Genomic DNA, 14,862 nt, shown 5'->3' on the forward strand with positions numbered 1-14,862 from the left:
TTGAGTTTTCCTATAATGGTTCTATGTTTTTTGGCTATCAAATTCAGCCAAATGAGATTTCTGTGCAAGAAGAATTAGAAAAAGCACTTTCTACGATTTTACGAATTGAAATTAAAACTACGGGAGCGGGCAGAACAGATACTGGAGTTCACGCCAAGAAAATGTTTGCACATTTTGATTTTGATGGAGAAATTTCTGAGAAATTGGTTCATCAACTGAATTCTTTCCTTCCGCCAAGTATTGCTGTGAAGAAGATTTTTGAGGTTAAAGAAGATTTTCACGCGAGATTTTCAGCAAAATACAGAACGTACGAATATTATATTTCACTAGAGAAAAATCCTTTTTCTGAAAAATTTGCTTGGCAACACTGGAGAAAATCTCTGGATGTAGAAAAAATGAATGAAGCGTGCAAAATTCTCTTTGAGTACGAAGATTTCGGGAGTTTTGCAAAAGTGGGAGCAGATAATAAAACCAATATTTGTAAAATCTATCACGCAAATTGGGAACAAAACGGAAATGAACTTAAATTTACCATCTCAGCAGATAGATTTCTCAGAAATATGGTTCGTGCGATTGTAGGAACTATGGTAGAAATAGGCAGCGGAAAACTAAAACCTGCCGATTTAAGGAATGTGATAGAAGCTAAAAATAGAGGTGTTGCAGGTACTTCTGCACCAGCTCACGCACTATTTTTAGTAGATGTAGGATACGATTTTTAAAAAATTATGAACAAAAAACCAACCACCAGCAATATCATTCAGCGTCTTTTTTTCATAGGAATGAAATTTAGAACGTGGTTTATTTTAGCCCTAATTATTTCTATTATTTTAGCGATAGTTTCGGTGTATAGACCTATTCTTACTCAGCAGATTGTAGATATTGATATCTTGAAACTGAAAGACAATAGCGTCTTGATGAAAGATATTTATTTCTTAATTGGTTTGGTAGTAGCAGAAACTATTTTGAATTTCTTTCTTGTTTTTCTTTCTAATTATATCGCCCAAAATGTTATTAGAGACATTAGAGAAAGACTTTATCATAAACTCATTTATTTCAAAACTTCATTCTTTGATAAAACTGCTATCGGGAATTTGGTGACCAGAGCGGTTGGAGATGTGGAAACCATTGCTACGGTTTATACGGATGGATTCTTGATGGTTTTCGGAGATATTTTGAAAGTGGTTTTCGTTTTGGTAGCGATGTTTCAGGTGAATACCGAGCTAAGTTATATTTCGCTTACCATTTTGCCTATCATGTTGGTGATTACAAGGTTTTTCCAGAAAAAATTAAGAAAAGCATTTGGCGATGAAAGAGCGTGGACTTCTACTCAAAACAGTTTCGTACAAGAAAGACTTTCGGGAATGTCACTCATTCAAGTTTTTAATAGACAAGAAGCAGAATTTAAGAAATTTGATGATATTAATGTCAATTTAAAGGCAGCTTTACTGAAAACGGTTTTCTATTTTTCATTGTTTTTTCCTGTGGTGGAACTGATTTCTTCTGTTTTCATTGGGCTGATTCTTTTTGTAGCAGGATATAATGCATTGACGGCGAGAGATATTTCTCCGGGACAAGTGATTGCGTTTATTTCTTATATTAATATGTTGATTCGTCCGCTTCGTCAGATTGCAGATAGATTTAATAATATTCAGCGTGGTTTGGTAGGTGCAGAAAGAGTTTTAGGAATTATGGACGAAGAAAACTCGATGCCGAATCTCGGAACCATCAAAAAAGAGCACATCGAAGGAAAAATAGAATTCAGAGATGTGCGATTTTCTTATGACGAAAAGCAAGAAGTTCTGAAAGGAGTAGATTTCAAAGTAAATCCGGGTGAAACAGTGGCGATAGTAGGAGCAACTGGTGCTGGAAAATCTACCATTATTCAGTTGATTACAAGATTTTATGATATTAACTCAGGTAAAATTTTACTGGATGATATTGATATCAGAGATTATGAATTGTACGATTTGCGAAGCAAAGTAGGGGTAGTTCTACAAGATGTTTTCCTTTTTCATGGTAGGATTTATGAAAATCTTACTTTGGGAGATACTATTCCGCTCGAAAAAATTAAAAAAGTTGCTCAAGATATTGAAGTAGATGAATTTATTGAGCGATTACCGGGAGGTTATGACTTTGTAGTAAGCGAGAGAGGAAGTAGTATTTCTCTTGGTCAGCGACAGTTGTTATCTTTCTTAAGAGCTTATCTTTCTGATCCTAAGATTTTGATTTTAGACGAAGCCACTTCTTCTATAGACCCAGAAAGTGAAAAATTGATACAGAAAGCTACTGAGAAAATTACTCAAAACAGAACTTCAATTATCATTGCGCATAGATTGTCAACCATAGAAAAAGCCGACAAAATTCTCGTGATGGATTCTGGTAAAGTAGTAGAAGAAGGCAAACACGAAGAGCTATTGGCGAAAAATGGATATTATGCAAATTTGTATAAAGCACAACTTCACAAAGAAATTTTTTAATTTTTGTAATTAAATTTTGTGGAGTTTAAAAATTTTTATACTTTTGCAACCACAAAATGAGATGTAATATATGTTAATAATTCCAGTAAAAGACGGAGAGTCTATCGACAGAGCACTTAAGAAGTATAAAAGAAAATTTGATAAAACTGGTGTTGTAAGAGCGTTAAGATCTAGACAACAGTTTACAAAACCTTCTGTGACTTTAAGACAATCAAAACTTAAAGCAGCTCATAAGCAAAGAGAATTAAGCAAAGAAGAACAAGCTTAATTAGTTTTTCTTTAAAAAATATCGAAATCACTTTTCAAATTCTTATATTTGAGAAGTGATTTTTGTTTTATATACCTATTAATTCATGATTAACAAGTTTCTAGATTATATTTCTGTTGAGAAGCGTTATTCTCAGAATACGCTGGTGAGTTATAAAAAAGATTTAGAAGACTTGCTGCTGTTTATTTCTGAAACCGAAGGAACTGAAGATTTAAAAAAGGTAGATAAAAAAATAATTCGTAATTTCATCGTCTCACTTTCTGAGAAAAAAATCCAAAAAAGAAGTATTAACCGTAAACTTTCTAGTTTAAGGAGTTTTTATTTATATCTTCTGAAAATAGGTGAAATTCAAGTTTCTCCTTTAGAAACGATACCTTCACTTAAATTTTATGCCGAAAAGCAAATTCCTATTTCTGAAGAAGAAATGGAAAATTTAGGAGAAATTTTAGAAAGTGACTCAGGTAATTCTTTAGAAAAGCTTATTATAGAAACGCTTTACCAAACTGGAATGAGAAAATCGGAACTCTGCAATATATTATTAGACCAAGTAGATTTTTCAAAATCCGAAATTTCCATCAAAGGAAAGGGAAATAAACAAAGAGTAGTTCCCATTTCTGAAAATCTGCTAAAACAGATGCGGGAATACATAGCAATTAGAAAGCCTAATGAAGATTCTGGTATTTATTTTTTCGTTCGTGAAAATGGAAAAAAACTATCCGAAAAATTTGTGTATTCAGTGGTAAATCGCTACCTTAGTCTTATAACTTTAAAGAAAAAAAAGAGTCCACATATTTTAAGGCATAGCTTTGCTACTCATGTTTTGAATAATGGTGCGGAAATTTCTAAAGTTAAAAAAATCTTAGGTCATTCTAGTTTAGCTTCTACACAAGTTTATACGAATGGCAATATAGAGCAATTAAAAAGAGTGTTTAATCAGGCTCATCCTAGAGCCTATAAAAAAGAAGACTAGTTTTTCTTTTTTTAATTAAAAAAATGTTAGCGTTATGAAAATTACAGTACAATCAATCGGTTTAACACCACATGCACCACTAGAAGAATATTTAGACAAAAAATTAAATAAGTTAGAAACCTTTTATGATAAAATTATCGAGTGCGAAGTTTTCTTAAAAGTGGAAAATTCTTCTGAAAAAGAAAACAAGACTGCTGAGATTAGATTACATGTTCCAGGTGATGATATTGTGGTAAAGAAGACAAGTGCTAGTTTTGAAGAAAGTTTAGACCAGTGTTATGATACTGCTAAGAAACTGTTAATCAAGAAAAAAGAAATGGCATAGAAAAATAATTAAAAATTTTTTAAAAAATATTTGTGGATTTCAAAAAAACTGTCTTATATTTGCACTCGCAAAAAGGGAATAACAGTTCTTTTGAAATCTCAAATTTTGCCTCCATAGCTCAGTTGGCCAGAGCACGTGATTTGTAATCTCGGGGTCGTGGGTTCGAATCCCTCTGGAGGCTCATAATTTATAAAAAACAAGCGGGGAGATTCCAGAGTGGCCAAATGGATCAGACTGTAACTCTGCTGTCTTACGACTTCGCAGGTTCGAATCCTGCTCTCCCCACTTTTTTATAAATTTAATTTGCAGGTTTAAGAAAATTTCATAAATTTGCACACCGTTTACCAACAATAATTTGTAAACACAAATTGCGGAAGTAGCTCAGTTGGTAGAGCGTCAGCCTTCCAAGCTGAATGTCGCGGGTTCGACCCCCGTCTTCCGCTCTAGAAAATCACATTCCAATTAAGCGGTATGTGATTTTTTTTTCCAAGCCGACTTAGCTCAGGGGTAGAGCGCTTCCTTGGTAAGGAAGAGGTCGTGAGTTCAAATCTCATAGTTGGCTCAAAATAAAAGTCTCTCAAAATATTTTGAGAGACTTTTTTATTTAAAATAAATTCTTAAATTTGTACCCTCAAAAATAAGATAATATCATAGCGTCAAACGTATTGAAACTGAATATTGAAATTTTTTTTAATAAAAAGATTTTGATATTCAAAAAATCACTATATTTGCGCACTGAAAATTTCAATAGTTAATAAATTAAATATTAAAATCATGGCAAAGGAAACGTTTAATCGTAACAAACCACACTTAAACATTGGTACTATTGGTCACGTTGACCATGGTAAAACTACCCTTACTGCTGCTATTACTAAAGTATTAGCTGAGAAAGGATTAGCTGAAATGAAAGACTTCTCTTCAATTGACTCTGCTCCAGAAGAAAAAGAAAGAGGTATTACTATTAATACTGCTCACGTAGAGTATGAAACTGTAAATAGACACTATGCTCACGTAGACTGTCCAGGTCACGCCGATTATGTTAAAAACATGGTTACTGGTGCTGCTCAAATGGATGGAGCTATCTTAGTAGTTGCTGCTACTGATGGTCCAATGCCACAAACTAGAGAGCACATCCTACTTTGCCGTCAGGTAAACGTACCAAGAATCGTTGTTTTCATGAACAAAGTTGACATGGTAGACGATGCTGAATTATTAGAATTAGTAGAATTAGAAGTAAGAGATTTATTATCTTCTTACGAATATGATGGTGATAACTCTCCAGTAATTCAAGGTTCTGCTCTAGGTGCACTTAACGGTGAGCCAAAATGGGTTGAAACTGTAGAAGCTCTTATGGATGCTGTTGATAACTGGATTGAATTACCAGTTAGAGATCAAGATAAGCCTTTCTTAATGCCAATCGAAGACGTATTCTCTATTACAGGTAGAGGTACTGTAGCAACTGGTAGAATTGAATCAGGTGTTATCAATACAGGTGATCCAGTAGACATCGTAGGTATGGGTGATGAGAAGTTAACTTCTACTATCACTGGTGTTGAGATGTTTAGAAAAATCTTAGATAGAGGTGAAGCTGGTGATAACGTAGGTCTATTATTAAGAGGTATCGAGAAAACTGACATCAAGAGAGGTATGGTAATCGCTAAGAAAGATTCTGTGAAACCACACAAGAAATTCAAAGCTGAGGTTTACGTTCTTTCTAAAGAAGAAGGTGGTAGACACACTCCATTCCACAACAAATATCGTCCTCAGTTCTATGTAAGAACTACTGACGTAACAGGTGAAATCTTCTTACCAGAAGGTGTAGAGATGGTAATGCCTGGTGATAACTTAACGATCACAGTAGAATTGTTACAACCAATCGCTCTTAACGTAGGTCTTAGATTTGCGATCAGAGAAGGTGGTAGAACAGTTGGTGCTGGTCAGGTTACTGAAATCTTAGATTAATCATCTTAAATAAATAAAGCTTCCGTAAGGAAACTTACGGAGCTTTTTTAACTACGGGCATCGTCCAATGGTAGGATACCGGTCTCCAAAACCGTTGATCAGGGTTCGAATCCTTGTGCCCGTGCAAATATAAATTATGAACTCACTTATCAATTTTTTAAAAGATTCTTATTCAGAATTTAGATATAAAGTAGAATGGCCAAAGTGGGCTGATTTACAATCTTCTACAATAGTAGTGGCTGTAGCTACTGTTATATTAGCATTGTTTACTTTCGGAGTAGATTCATTATTTAGCACAGCTATTAAAAATATATTAGCAATTTTCATAGGTTTCTTTAATTAAAAATTTTTCCATGAGCGATTTAAAATGGTATGTATTAAAAGCTATTAGTGGCCAGGAAAATAAAGTTAAGGCCTACATTGAGAGCGAAGTTAAAAGATTAAATCTTGAAGCTTATGTTACTCAAGTAGTTATTCCTATGGAAAAAGTAATCCAAGTAAGAAATGGTAAAAAAGTGCCTAAAGAAAAGCCTTTTTACCCTGGTTACTTAATGGTAGAAGCTAATTTGATAGGGGAAATTCCACATATTATTAAAAATTTACCTGGTGTAATTTCTTTTTTAAGTCTTACAAAAGGAGGTGATCCTGTTCCGATGCGTAAATCTGAAGTAAACAGAATGCTTGGTAAAATGGATGAACTTTCTGAATTTGCTACAGAAATGGAAATTCCATTCGTAGTAGGAGAAAGTGTAAAAGTAATCGATGGTCCTTTCAATGGATTCAATGGTACTGTAGAAAAAATCTTAGAAGACAAGAAGAAATTAGAAGTTTCTGTAATGATTTTCGGTAGAAAAACTCCTATGGAACTTTCTTACATGCAAGTAGAAAAATTGTAAAATTTATCATACAATATAATGAGCCACTCTATTTAGAGTGGCTTTTTTTGTGGATAAGTCTTTCTGAAAACGCCCTCTTTTGTCGTACAATCTTTCTAATTTTACGTTCTCATTTTTAGCGTTTAATTCTTCTAAATTTCTTCTATTATGTTTGCGCTATTAGACTGTAATAATTTTTTTGTGAGTTGCGAAAGAGTTTTAGACCCTTCTTTACAGGAGGTTCCAGTAGTGGTTTTGTCTAATAATGACGGTTGTGTAGTGTCTAGAAGTAACGAGGCAAAAGCTTTAGGAATTCCTATGGGAGCACCAGTTTTTAAGTATAGAGAATTATTTGAGCAACATGGAGTGAAATGCTTCTCCGCTAAATTTGAATATTATAATTTCAAAAGTCAACAAGTTTCTGCTATTGCCAGTGAGTTTTCTCCCAATTTTGAAATTTATAGTATAGATGAACTATTTCTAGATTTTCATGGGTTCAAATATTTTAATTTGGAAGAGTATTCGCAAAATATCAAAGACCTTATTTTACAAAAAACAAAAATTCCCGTGAGTATAGGAATTGCGCCTACGAAGACATTGGCAAAAGTAGCCAATAGAATTGCCAAGAAATATCCAGAAAAATTTCAAGGAGTTTGCACACTTGATACTCCAGAAAAAATAGAAAAAGCACTTCAGTGGTTAGAGATTGGTGATGTTTGGGGAATTGGCAGAAGATTGGGGAATAAGATGAAAGATGCGGGAGTGTATAAAGCGGCAGATTTGCTTAAGAAACCAGAAATTTGGGTTAGAAAATTGATGGGAATTCACGGCGTGAGAATGATTAATGAATTAAAAGGAATTAAACAATTAGAACTTGATTCTCCTTCTAAAAAACAATCCATTGCTACTACCAGAAGTTTTATGGAGATGATATCTGATAAAGAAATGCTGAGAGAACGCGTAGAAACTTTTGCTTTCTCTTGTGCCGAAAAGTTAAGGAAACAAAATAGTTGTTGTAAAGTCATCTCCGTATTTCTGCAAACGAATAGATTTAGAAAAGATTTACCAGAATATAAAAACGGATTTTCTGTGGTTTTACCTAACCCAAGTAGTTCTTCCATTGTTTTGTCTAAAGCCGCAAATGCTATTTTTGAAGCCATTTATAAAGATGGTTTTTTGTATAAAAAGGCTGGTGTAATTGTTTCTGATTTTGTGCCTGAAAATCAACGATTGATTAATATTTTTGAAGAAGATGTAGAAGAAAAACACCTTCCGATTATGAAGGCCATGGATTCTCTGAACAAGAAATATGGCAAAAATAAAATAAGATTGGCCTCACAAAACGGAAAGCCTACCTACGAAAGAAAATTGCTTTCGCCAGAATATGAGGAATTTCTGAAAAGCAATACTTTACCCGAAGCTAATTTTAGGTTTCATTGAAAATATTAAATATCTTTTTAAATTTCAGCGATTTACACTTGTTAGTTAAGAAATTTTTCTTAATTTTGCACCCACAAAAAGTAAGTTAGGAAGGTGAGATAATCTAACTTGCTGATTTATAAATGCTTCCACATTCATAAATTAAAAATTTTTAAAAATTAAAAAATGGCTAAAAAAGTCTTTAAAATGGTGAAACTCCAAGTGAAAGGTGGCGCTGCTAACCCTTCACCACCAGTTGGTCCTGCTTTAGGTTCTGCTGGGGTAAACATTATGGAGTTTTGTAAACAATTTAATGGAAGAACACAAGACAAGCCAGGGCAAGTTTTACCGGTTCTAATTACTGTTTACGAAGATAAGTCTTTCGAATTCGTAATTAAAACTCCACCAGCTGCAATCCAATTAATGGAAGCTGCTAAGGTAAAAGGAGGTTCTGGAGAACCAAACAGAGTAAAAGTAGGTTCTGTAACCTGGGAACAAGTGAAAAAAATCGCTGAAGATAAAATGGCTGATTTGAACTGCTTTACAATGGATTCTGCATTATCAATGGTTGCAGGAACTGCAAGATCTATGGGATTGAGAGTAACTGGAACTAAACCGTCTAACGCTTAAAACTTATTGAAATGGCAAAATTAACGAAAAAGCAAAAAGAAGTTGCGAGCAAAGTAGAGAAAAACAAGGTGTATAACCTTGATGAAGCTTCTGCATTAGTAAAAGAATTAAACTATGCTAAGTTTGATGCTTCTGTTGACCTTGCAGTTAGATTAGGGGTAGATCCTAGAAAAGCAAACCAAATGGTAAGAGGTGTAGTATCTCTTCCTCACGGAACTGGTAAAGATGTTAAAGTATTAGCATTAGTAACTCCAGATAAAGAAGCAGAAGCTAAAGAAGCTGGTGCTGATTATGTAGGTCTTGATGAATATTTACAAAAAATCAAAGACGGTTGGACAGATGTAGACGTAATCGTTACTATGCCTGCTGTAATGGGGAAATTAGGTCCATTAGGAAGAATTTTAGGTCCTAGAGGTTTAATGCCAAACCCTAAATCAGGTACTGTAACTATGGAAGTAGGTAAAGCTGTTGCAGAAGTGAAAGCTGGTAAAATTGATTTCAAAGTAGATAAATACGGTATTGTACACGCTGGTATTGGTAAAGTTTCTTTCTCTCCAGAACAATTGAAAGAAAACGCTGCTGAATTAATTCACACATTAATTAAGCTTAAGCCTACCGCTGCTAAAGGTACTTACGTAAAATCTATCTATCTTTCTTCTACAATGAGTCCGGGGATTGCAATTGATACTAAATCTGTTAACTAAAATCTGAAAGACAATGACAAAAGAAGAAAAAGTATTAGTAATACAAGAGATTAAAGATATGTTACAAGACGCTAAAGTAGTGTATGTAGCAAATCTTGAAGGATTGAATGCTGCTCAGACTTCAGATTTTAGAAGACAAGCATTTAAAAATAATATAAAGCTTAAAGTAGTAAAGAATACTTTATTACAAAAAGCTATGGAGCAAATTGAAGGTGTAGATTATTCAGAAATGTTCCCAACTTTCAAAGGGAATACTGCTGTAATGATTGCAGAAACTGCAAACGCTCCTGCTAAATTAATTCAAGGATTCAGAAAGAAAGAAGCTTTCCCAGCTCTTAAATCTGCTTACTTACAAGAAACTTTCTATGTAGGTGATGAAAACCTAGATGCATTAGCAAACATTAAGTCTAGAGAAGAAATGATTGGTGAAATCATCGGATTACTTCAATCTCCAATCCAAAGATTGATTTCTGCTTTAGAAAACAAAGAAGAGGCTAAAGGTGCTAAAACTGAGGAGGCTCCAGCTGTAGAAGCTGCTCCAGAAGTAGTAGCTGAAGCTCCTGCAACAGAAGAAACTCCAGAAGCTCCTGCAGCTGAAGGTGAAGCTCCTGCTGCGGAATAATAACAAAAAATTGTTTGCAGAAAAAAAGCAAACATAGAGTAAAGACACTCAAAAAAAATAATATAAATCGTTCAACAATTTAAACATTAATACAATGTCAGATTTAAAAAATTTAGCTGAAACGCTAGTAAACTTAACTGTAAAAGACGTAAATGAACTTGCTGCTATCCTTAAGGATGAGTACGGAATTGAGCCTGCTGCTGCTGCTGTAGTTGTAGCTGCTGGTGGAGCTGCTGATGCTGCTGAAGAAAAAACTGAATTCGACGTAATCCTTAAAGCTGCTGGTGCTTCTAAATTAGCTATCGTTAAATTAGTAAAAGATTTAACAGGTGCTGGTCTTAAAGAAGCTAAAGATATGGTAGATGGTGCTCCAACTGCTATTAAAGAAGGTGCTTCTAAAGACGAAGCTGAAGCTCTTAAGAAACAATTAGAAGAAGCTGGTGCAGAAGTAGAATTGAAATAATCTATTTACACCAAATAAGACTTAGACCTTCCCAATTATGGGTAGGTCTATGTCTATTTTAAGAGTTAAATTTTTCAAAACATTTAACTTGTTGATTTTCAATTATTTGAAAATTGTAAATTTCTAAAAGAAGAATATTTTGCACTACACTGTGAAAAGATATACCAGTGTTGCAGTTAGAAATGTAGGAAGCTAGATGCGGTAGGCTAGATGTAAAACATCTGACATCCAACATCAAACACCCAACTATTCTGATATTTTTTAAAATAAAGTAAAATATTTTTTAACCCAACTTTTCTTACCATTTTATGAGTAAATCAAAAGCTATTACAAGCGCTCAGGAAAATCAAAGAATTAACTTTTCATCTGCGAAAGGTAACGTTGTAACACCAGATTTCTTAGATATCCAGTTACAATCTTTCAAAGAGTTTTTTCAGTTAGATACACTTCCTGAGGACAGATTGAATGAAGGTCTTTACAAGACTTTTCAAGAAAATTTTCCTATCACAGACTCTAGAAACCAATTCGTTTTAGAATTTCTAGATTATTTGGTAGATTCTCCTCGTTATTCTATTGACGAATGCGTGGAAAGAGGACTTACCTATTCAGTTCCTCTAAAAGCAAGACTTAAACTATACTGTACAGACCCGGAACACGAAGATTTCCAAACTGTAATTCAAGATGTATATTTAGGTCCAGTTCCTTATATGACGCCTTCTGGTTCATTCATTATCAATGGTGCAGAACGTGTAATTGTAACACAGTTACACAGATCTCCAGGTGTTTTCTTCGGGCAAACTTATCACGCTAACGGAACTAAATTGTACTATTCAAGAATTATCCCTTTCAAAGGATCTTGGATGGAATTTACTACGGATATCAATAACGTAATGTATGCGTATATTGACCGTAAAAAGAAATTACCACTTACTACTTTGTTAAGAGCAATTGGTTATGAATCTGATAAAGAAATTCTTCAGATTTTCGACCTGGCAGAAGAAGTAAAAGTATCTAAAGCGAATCTTAAAAAAGTTCAAGGTAGAACTTTAGCAGCTAGAGTATTAAATACTTGGTTCGAAGATTTCGTAGACGAAGATACAGGTGAAGTAGTTTCTATCGAAAGAAATGAAATTATCCTTGACAGAGAAACTGTTCTTGAAAAAGAACACTTAGACCTTATTTTAGATGCTGGTGTTAAGTCTATCTTAATCCACAACGAAAATAGCGGTGAATTCTCTATCATTCAAAATACATTACAAAAAGACCCTACCAACTCAGAAAAAGAAGCGGTAGAATACATTTATCGTCAGTTACGTAACGCAGATCCACCAGATGAAGAAACAGCAAGAGGAATTATTGAAAAATTATTCTTCTCAGAACAAAGATATTCATTAGGGGAAGTTGGTCGTTACAGATTGAACAAAAAATTAGGTCTTAACATCCCTACTACTACAGAAGTTCTTACTAAAGAAGATATTATCTCTATCGTTAGACACTTAATAGAATTAGCTAATTCTAAAACTGAAGTAGATGATATTGACCACTTATCAAACAGAAGAATTAAAACTGTTGGTGAGCAATTAGCTGGTCAGTTTGGTGTAGGTCTTTCTAGAATTGCGAGAACAATTAAAGAAAGAATGAACGTAAGAGATAACGAAATCTTTACGCCACTAGACTTAGTAAATGCTAAAACATTAACATCAGTAATCAACTCATTCTTTGGTACCAACCAGCTTTCTCAGTTCATGGACCAAACCAACCCACTATCTGAAATCACTCACAAGAGAAGACTTTCAGCTTTAGGACCTGGTGGTTTATCAAGAGAAAGAGCAGGTTTCGAGGTGCGTGACGTTCACCATACTCACTACGGAAGAATTTGTCCGATTGAAACTCCTGAAGGACCAAACATCGGTTTGATTTCTTCATTAGGATGTTATGCTAAAATCAATACTTTAGGTTTCATCGAAACTCCGTATAGAAAAGTAGAAAATGGTAAAGTAGATTTCTCTGCAGCACCAATCTATTTAAATGCAGAAGATGAAGAATCTAAAATCATTGCTCAGGCAAACGTAGATTTAGCAGATGATGGTACCTTCAATACAGAAAGAGTTATCGCTCGTCTTGATGGTGACTATCCAGTAGTAGAGCCTAATCAAGTAGATTTATTAGATATTGCACCTAACCAGATTGCTGGTATTTCTGCATCTTTAATTCCTTTCTTGGAGCATGATGATGCGAACCGTGCATTGATGGGATCTAACATGATGCGTCAGGCTGTTCCATTGTTAAAACCAGAAGCTCCAATCGTAGGTACAGGTTTAGAAAAACAAGTGGCTACAGATTCTAGAATCTTAATTAATGCTGAAGGAAATGGTGTAGTAGAATATGTAGATGCAGACAAAATCGTAATTAAATACGAAAGAAGCGAAGATGAGGATTTAGTACAATTCGAATCTGCTACTAAAACATATAACTTAACTAAGTTCAGAAAAACCAACCAATCTACTACCATTACTCTTAGACCAAACGTGAGAGTGGGTGATACCGTAGTAAAAGGACAAGTGCTTTGTGATGGTTACGCTACCGAAAAAGGAGAATTAGCTATTGGTAGAAACCTTACTGTAGCCTTCATGCCTTGGAAAGGGTATAACTTCGAGGATGCGATTGTAATCAACGAGAAAGTAGTAAGAGAAGACTGGTTTACTTCTATCCACGTAGATGAGTATTCACTAGAGGTAAGAGATACCAAACTAGGTATGGAAGAACTAACTGCAGATATTCCTAACGTTTCTGAAGAGGCTACGAAAGACCTTGATGAAAACGGTATGATTAGAATTGGTGCAGAAGTGAAGCCTGGTGATATCTTAATTGGTAAAATTACTCCAAAAGGTGAATCTGATCCTACTCCAGAAGAAAAACTATTGAGAGCAATCTTTGGTGACAAAGCTGGTGATGTAAAAGATGCTTCATTAAAAGCAGACTCTTCACTAAGAGGTGTTGTTATCAACAAAAAATTATTCTCAAGAAACATCAAAGACAAGAAAAAAAGAACTGAAGAGAAGTTAAAACTTGAAGAAATCGAAAACAGATACAAAGCTCAATTCGATGAATTAAGAAATACCCTTCTTGAAAAATTAAATACTCTTGTTAATGGTAAAACTTCTCAAGGTGTTAATAATGACTTAGAAGAAGAAATCATTCCAAAAGGAGCTAAGTTTACGCTTAAACTTCTTCAATCTGTAGAAGATTATGTAAACGTAAGTGGTGCAGATTGGACTGTAGATGCTGATAAAAATGATTTAATTAAACAATTAATTCATAATTATAAAATTAAATATAATGATATTCAAGGGGTTAAAAACCGTGAGAAATATGCTATTTCTATCGGAGACGAACTACCAGCAGGTATCATTAAACTAGCTAAAGTATACATCGCTAAAAAACGTAAATTAAACGTAGGTGATAAAATGGCAGGTCGTCACGGTAACAAAGGTATCGTGTCTAGAATCGTAAGAGAAGAAGATATGCCATTCTTAGAAGACGGAACTCCTGTAGATATCGTATTGAATCCACTAGGTGTACCTTCTCGTATGAACATCGGTCAGATTTACGAAACCGTTTTAGGATGGGCTGGTAAAAAATTAGGATTAAAATTTGCTACTCCTATCTTTGATGGTGCAAGCTTAGAACAAATCACAGAATACACCGAAAAAGCAGGTCTTCCTATCTACGGAAGTACTTATTTATATGATGGTGGTACTGGTGAGAGATTTACTCAGCCTGCTACAGTTGGGGTAATTTATATGTTGAAACTAGGACACATGGTAGATGATAAGATGCATGCACGTTCTATCGGTCCTTATTCATTAATTACTCAGCAACCATTAGGAGGTAAAGCACAATTCGGTGGACAGAGATTCGGAGAGATGGAGGTTTGGGCTCTAGAAGCATTCGGAGCGTCTAATATCTTGAGAGAAATCTTAACCGTGAAATCAGACGACGTAATCGGTAGAGCGAAAACGTATGAAGCAATCGCAAAAGGTGAGGCTATGCCAGAACCTGGTATTCCAGAATCTTTCAACGTATTGTTACACGAATTACAAGGTCTAGGTCTTGATATAAGATTGGAAGAGTAATCCTCAATTTT

General features: G+C 34.4%; 14 protein-coding genes and 5 tRNA genes. All 19 read left to right on the plus strand.

From position 1 onward, the window contains the following. The first annotated feature begins 23 nt into the window (after nt 1-23). On the plus strand, nt 24-719 hold the full coding sequence (truA, locus tag EB819_RS00960; RefSeq protein WP_245993236.1) for a tRNA pseudouridine(38-40) synthase TruA: 696 nt from the start codon (nt 24-26) through the stop codon (nt 717-719). 6 nt (nt 720-725) lie between these two features. Then, on the plus strand, nt 726-2,477 hold the full coding sequence (locus EB819_RS00965) for an ABC transporter ATP-binding protein (protein ID WP_069799587.1): 1,752 nt from the start codon (nt 726-728) through the stop codon (nt 2,475-2,477). A gap of 70 nt (nt 2,478-2,547) precedes the next feature. Continuing rightward, on the plus strand, nt 2,548-2,745 hold the full coding sequence (gene rpsU, locus EB819_RS00970) for a 30S ribosomal protein S21 (RefSeq protein ID WP_069799585.1): 198 nt from the start codon (nt 2,548-2,550) through the stop codon (nt 2,743-2,745). An 85-nt stretch (nt 2,746-2,830) separates the two neighbouring features. Then, nucleotides 2,831-3,715 (plus strand): phage lytic cycle repressor MrpR family protein, encoded by an 885-nt coding sequence (locus EB819_RS00975; RefSeq protein ID WP_069799583.1) that lies wholly within the window; start codon nt 2,831-2,833, stop codon nt 3,713-3,715. A 34-nt stretch (nt 3,716-3,749) separates the two neighbouring features. Continuing rightward, on the plus strand, nt 3,750-4,040 hold the full coding sequence (locus tag EB819_RS00980) for an HPF/RaiA family ribosome-associated protein (RefSeq protein ID WP_069799581.1): 291 nt from the start codon (nt 3,750-3,752) through the stop codon (nt 4,038-4,040). Nucleotides 4,041-4,147: 107 nt separating this feature from the next. Beyond that, nucleotides 4,148-4,221 (plus strand) — tRNA-Thr (locus EB819_RS00985). Between the two features lie 21 nt (nt 4,222-4,242). Next, a tRNA-Tyr gene (locus tag EB819_RS00990) sits at nt 4,243-4,325 on the plus strand. Nucleotides 4,326-4,410: 85 nt separating this feature from the next. Continuing rightward, nucleotides 4,411-4,483, plus strand: a tRNA-Gly gene (locus tag EB819_RS00995). Nucleotides 4,484-4,530: 47 nt separating this feature from the next. Continuing rightward, a tRNA-Thr gene (locus tag EB819_RS01000) sits at nt 4,531-4,602 on the plus strand. A gap of 212 nt (nt 4,603-4,814) precedes the next feature. Next, nucleotides 4,815-6,002, plus strand: a complete 1,188-nt coding sequence (gene tuf / locus EB819_RS01005) for an elongation factor Tu (RefSeq protein ID WP_069799579.1) — start codon at nt 4,815-4,817, stop codon at nt 6,000-6,002. A 53-nt stretch (nt 6,003-6,055) separates the two neighbouring features. Next, nucleotides 6,056-6,126 (plus strand) — tRNA-Trp (locus tag EB819_RS01010). A gap of 12 nt (nt 6,127-6,138) precedes the next feature. Beyond that, on the plus strand, nt 6,139-6,345 hold the full coding sequence (secE, locus tag EB819_RS01015; protein ID WP_069799577.1) for a preprotein translocase subunit SecE: 207 nt from the start codon (nt 6,139-6,141) through the stop codon (nt 6,343-6,345). A gap of 10 nt (nt 6,346-6,355) precedes the next feature. Continuing rightward, nucleotides 6,356-6,898: a transcription termination/antitermination protein NusG gene (gene nusG / locus EB819_RS01020; RefSeq protein ID WP_069799576.1), complete on the plus strand. Its 543-nt coding sequence runs from the start codon at nt 6,356-6,358 to the stop codon at nt 6,896-6,898. 147 nt (nt 6,899-7,045) lie between these two features. Continuing rightward, on the plus strand, nt 7,046-8,317 hold the full coding sequence (locus EB819_RS01025) for a Y-family DNA polymerase (protein WP_069799573.1): 1,272 nt from the start codon (nt 7,046-7,048) through the stop codon (nt 8,315-8,317). Nucleotides 8,318-8,482: 165 nt separating this feature from the next. Next, entirely contained in the window at nt 8,483-8,926 is a 444-nt protein-coding gene (gene rplK, locus EB819_RS01030) for a 50S ribosomal protein L11 (protein ID WP_069799571.1), read from the plus strand. An 11-nt stretch (nt 8,927-8,937) separates the two neighbouring features. Beyond that, nucleotides 8,938-9,630, plus strand: coding sequence for a 50S ribosomal protein L1 (gene rplA / locus EB819_RS01035; RefSeq protein ID WP_069799569.1), 693 nt, complete (start codon nt 8,938-8,940; stop codon nt 9,628-9,630). Between the two features lie 13 nt (nt 9,631-9,643). Next, nucleotides 9,644-10,252, plus strand: coding sequence for a 50S ribosomal protein L10 (rplJ, locus tag EB819_RS01040; RefSeq protein ID WP_069799567.1), 609 nt, complete (start codon nt 9,644-9,646; stop codon nt 10,250-10,252). A 94-nt stretch (nt 10,253-10,346) separates the two neighbouring features. Beyond that, on the plus strand, nt 10,347-10,715 hold the full coding sequence (rplL, locus tag EB819_RS01045; RefSeq protein WP_069799565.1) for a 50S ribosomal protein L7/L12: 369 nt from the start codon (nt 10,347-10,349) through the stop codon (nt 10,713-10,715). A gap of 308 nt (nt 10,716-11,023) precedes the next feature. Further along, nucleotides 11,024-14,851 (plus strand): DNA-directed RNA polymerase subunit beta, encoded by a 3,828-nt coding sequence (rpoB, locus tag EB819_RS01050; protein ID WP_069799563.1) that lies wholly within the window; start codon nt 11,024-11,026, stop codon nt 14,849-14,851. Nucleotides 14,852-14,862: the final 11 nt, after the last annotated feature.

The sequence above is a fragment of the Cloacibacterium normanense genome, from assembly GCF_003860565.1.
Lineage (GTDB): Bacteria > Bacteroidota > Bacteroidia > Flavobacteriales > Weeksellaceae > Cloacibacterium > Cloacibacterium normanense.

Coding starts and splice junctions, on each gene's coding strand:
- truA (WP_245993236.1), top strand. CDS start 24: ATGTTTTTTGGCTATCAAATTCAGCCAAATGAGATTTCTGTGCAAGAA.
- EB819_RS00965 (WP_069799587.1), top strand. CDS start 726: ATGAACAAAAAACCAACCACCAGCAATATCATTCAGCGTCTTTTTTTC.
- rpsU (WP_069799585.1), top strand. CDS start 2,548: ATGTTAATAATTCCAGTAAAAGACGGAGAGTCTATCGACAGAGCACTT.
- EB819_RS00975 (WP_069799583.1), top strand. CDS start 2,831: ATGATTAACAAGTTTCTAGATTATATTTCTGTTGAGAAGCGTTATTCT.
- EB819_RS00980 (WP_069799581.1), top strand. CDS start 3,750: ATGAAAATTACAGTACAATCAATCGGTTTAACACCACATGCACCACTA.
- tuf (WP_069799579.1), top strand. CDS start 4,815: ATGGCAAAGGAAACGTTTAATCGTAACAAACCACACTTAAACATTGGT.
- secE (WP_069799577.1), top strand. CDS start 6,139: ATGAACTCACTTATCAATTTTTTAAAAGATTCTTATTCAGAATTTAGA.
- nusG (WP_069799576.1), top strand. CDS start 6,356: ATGAGCGATTTAAAATGGTATGTATTAAAAGCTATTAGTGGCCAGGAA.
- EB819_RS01025 (WP_069799573.1), top strand. CDS start 7,046: ATGTTTGCGCTATTAGACTGTAATAATTTTTTTGTGAGTTGCGAAAGA.
- rplK (WP_069799571.1), top strand. CDS start 8,483: ATGGCTAAAAAAGTCTTTAAAATGGTGAAACTCCAAGTGAAAGGTGGC.
- rplA (WP_069799569.1), top strand. CDS start 8,938: ATGGCAAAATTAACGAAAAAGCAAAAAGAAGTTGCGAGCAAAGTAGAG.
- rplJ (WP_069799567.1), top strand. CDS start 9,644: ATGACAAAAGAAGAAAAAGTATTAGTAATACAAGAGATTAAAGATATG.
- rplL (WP_069799565.1), top strand. CDS start 10,347: ATGTCAGATTTAAAAAATTTAGCTGAAACGCTAGTAAACTTAACTGTA.
- rpoB (WP_069799563.1), top strand. CDS start 11,024: ATGAGTAAATCAAAAGCTATTACAAGCGCTCAGGAAAATCAAAGAATT.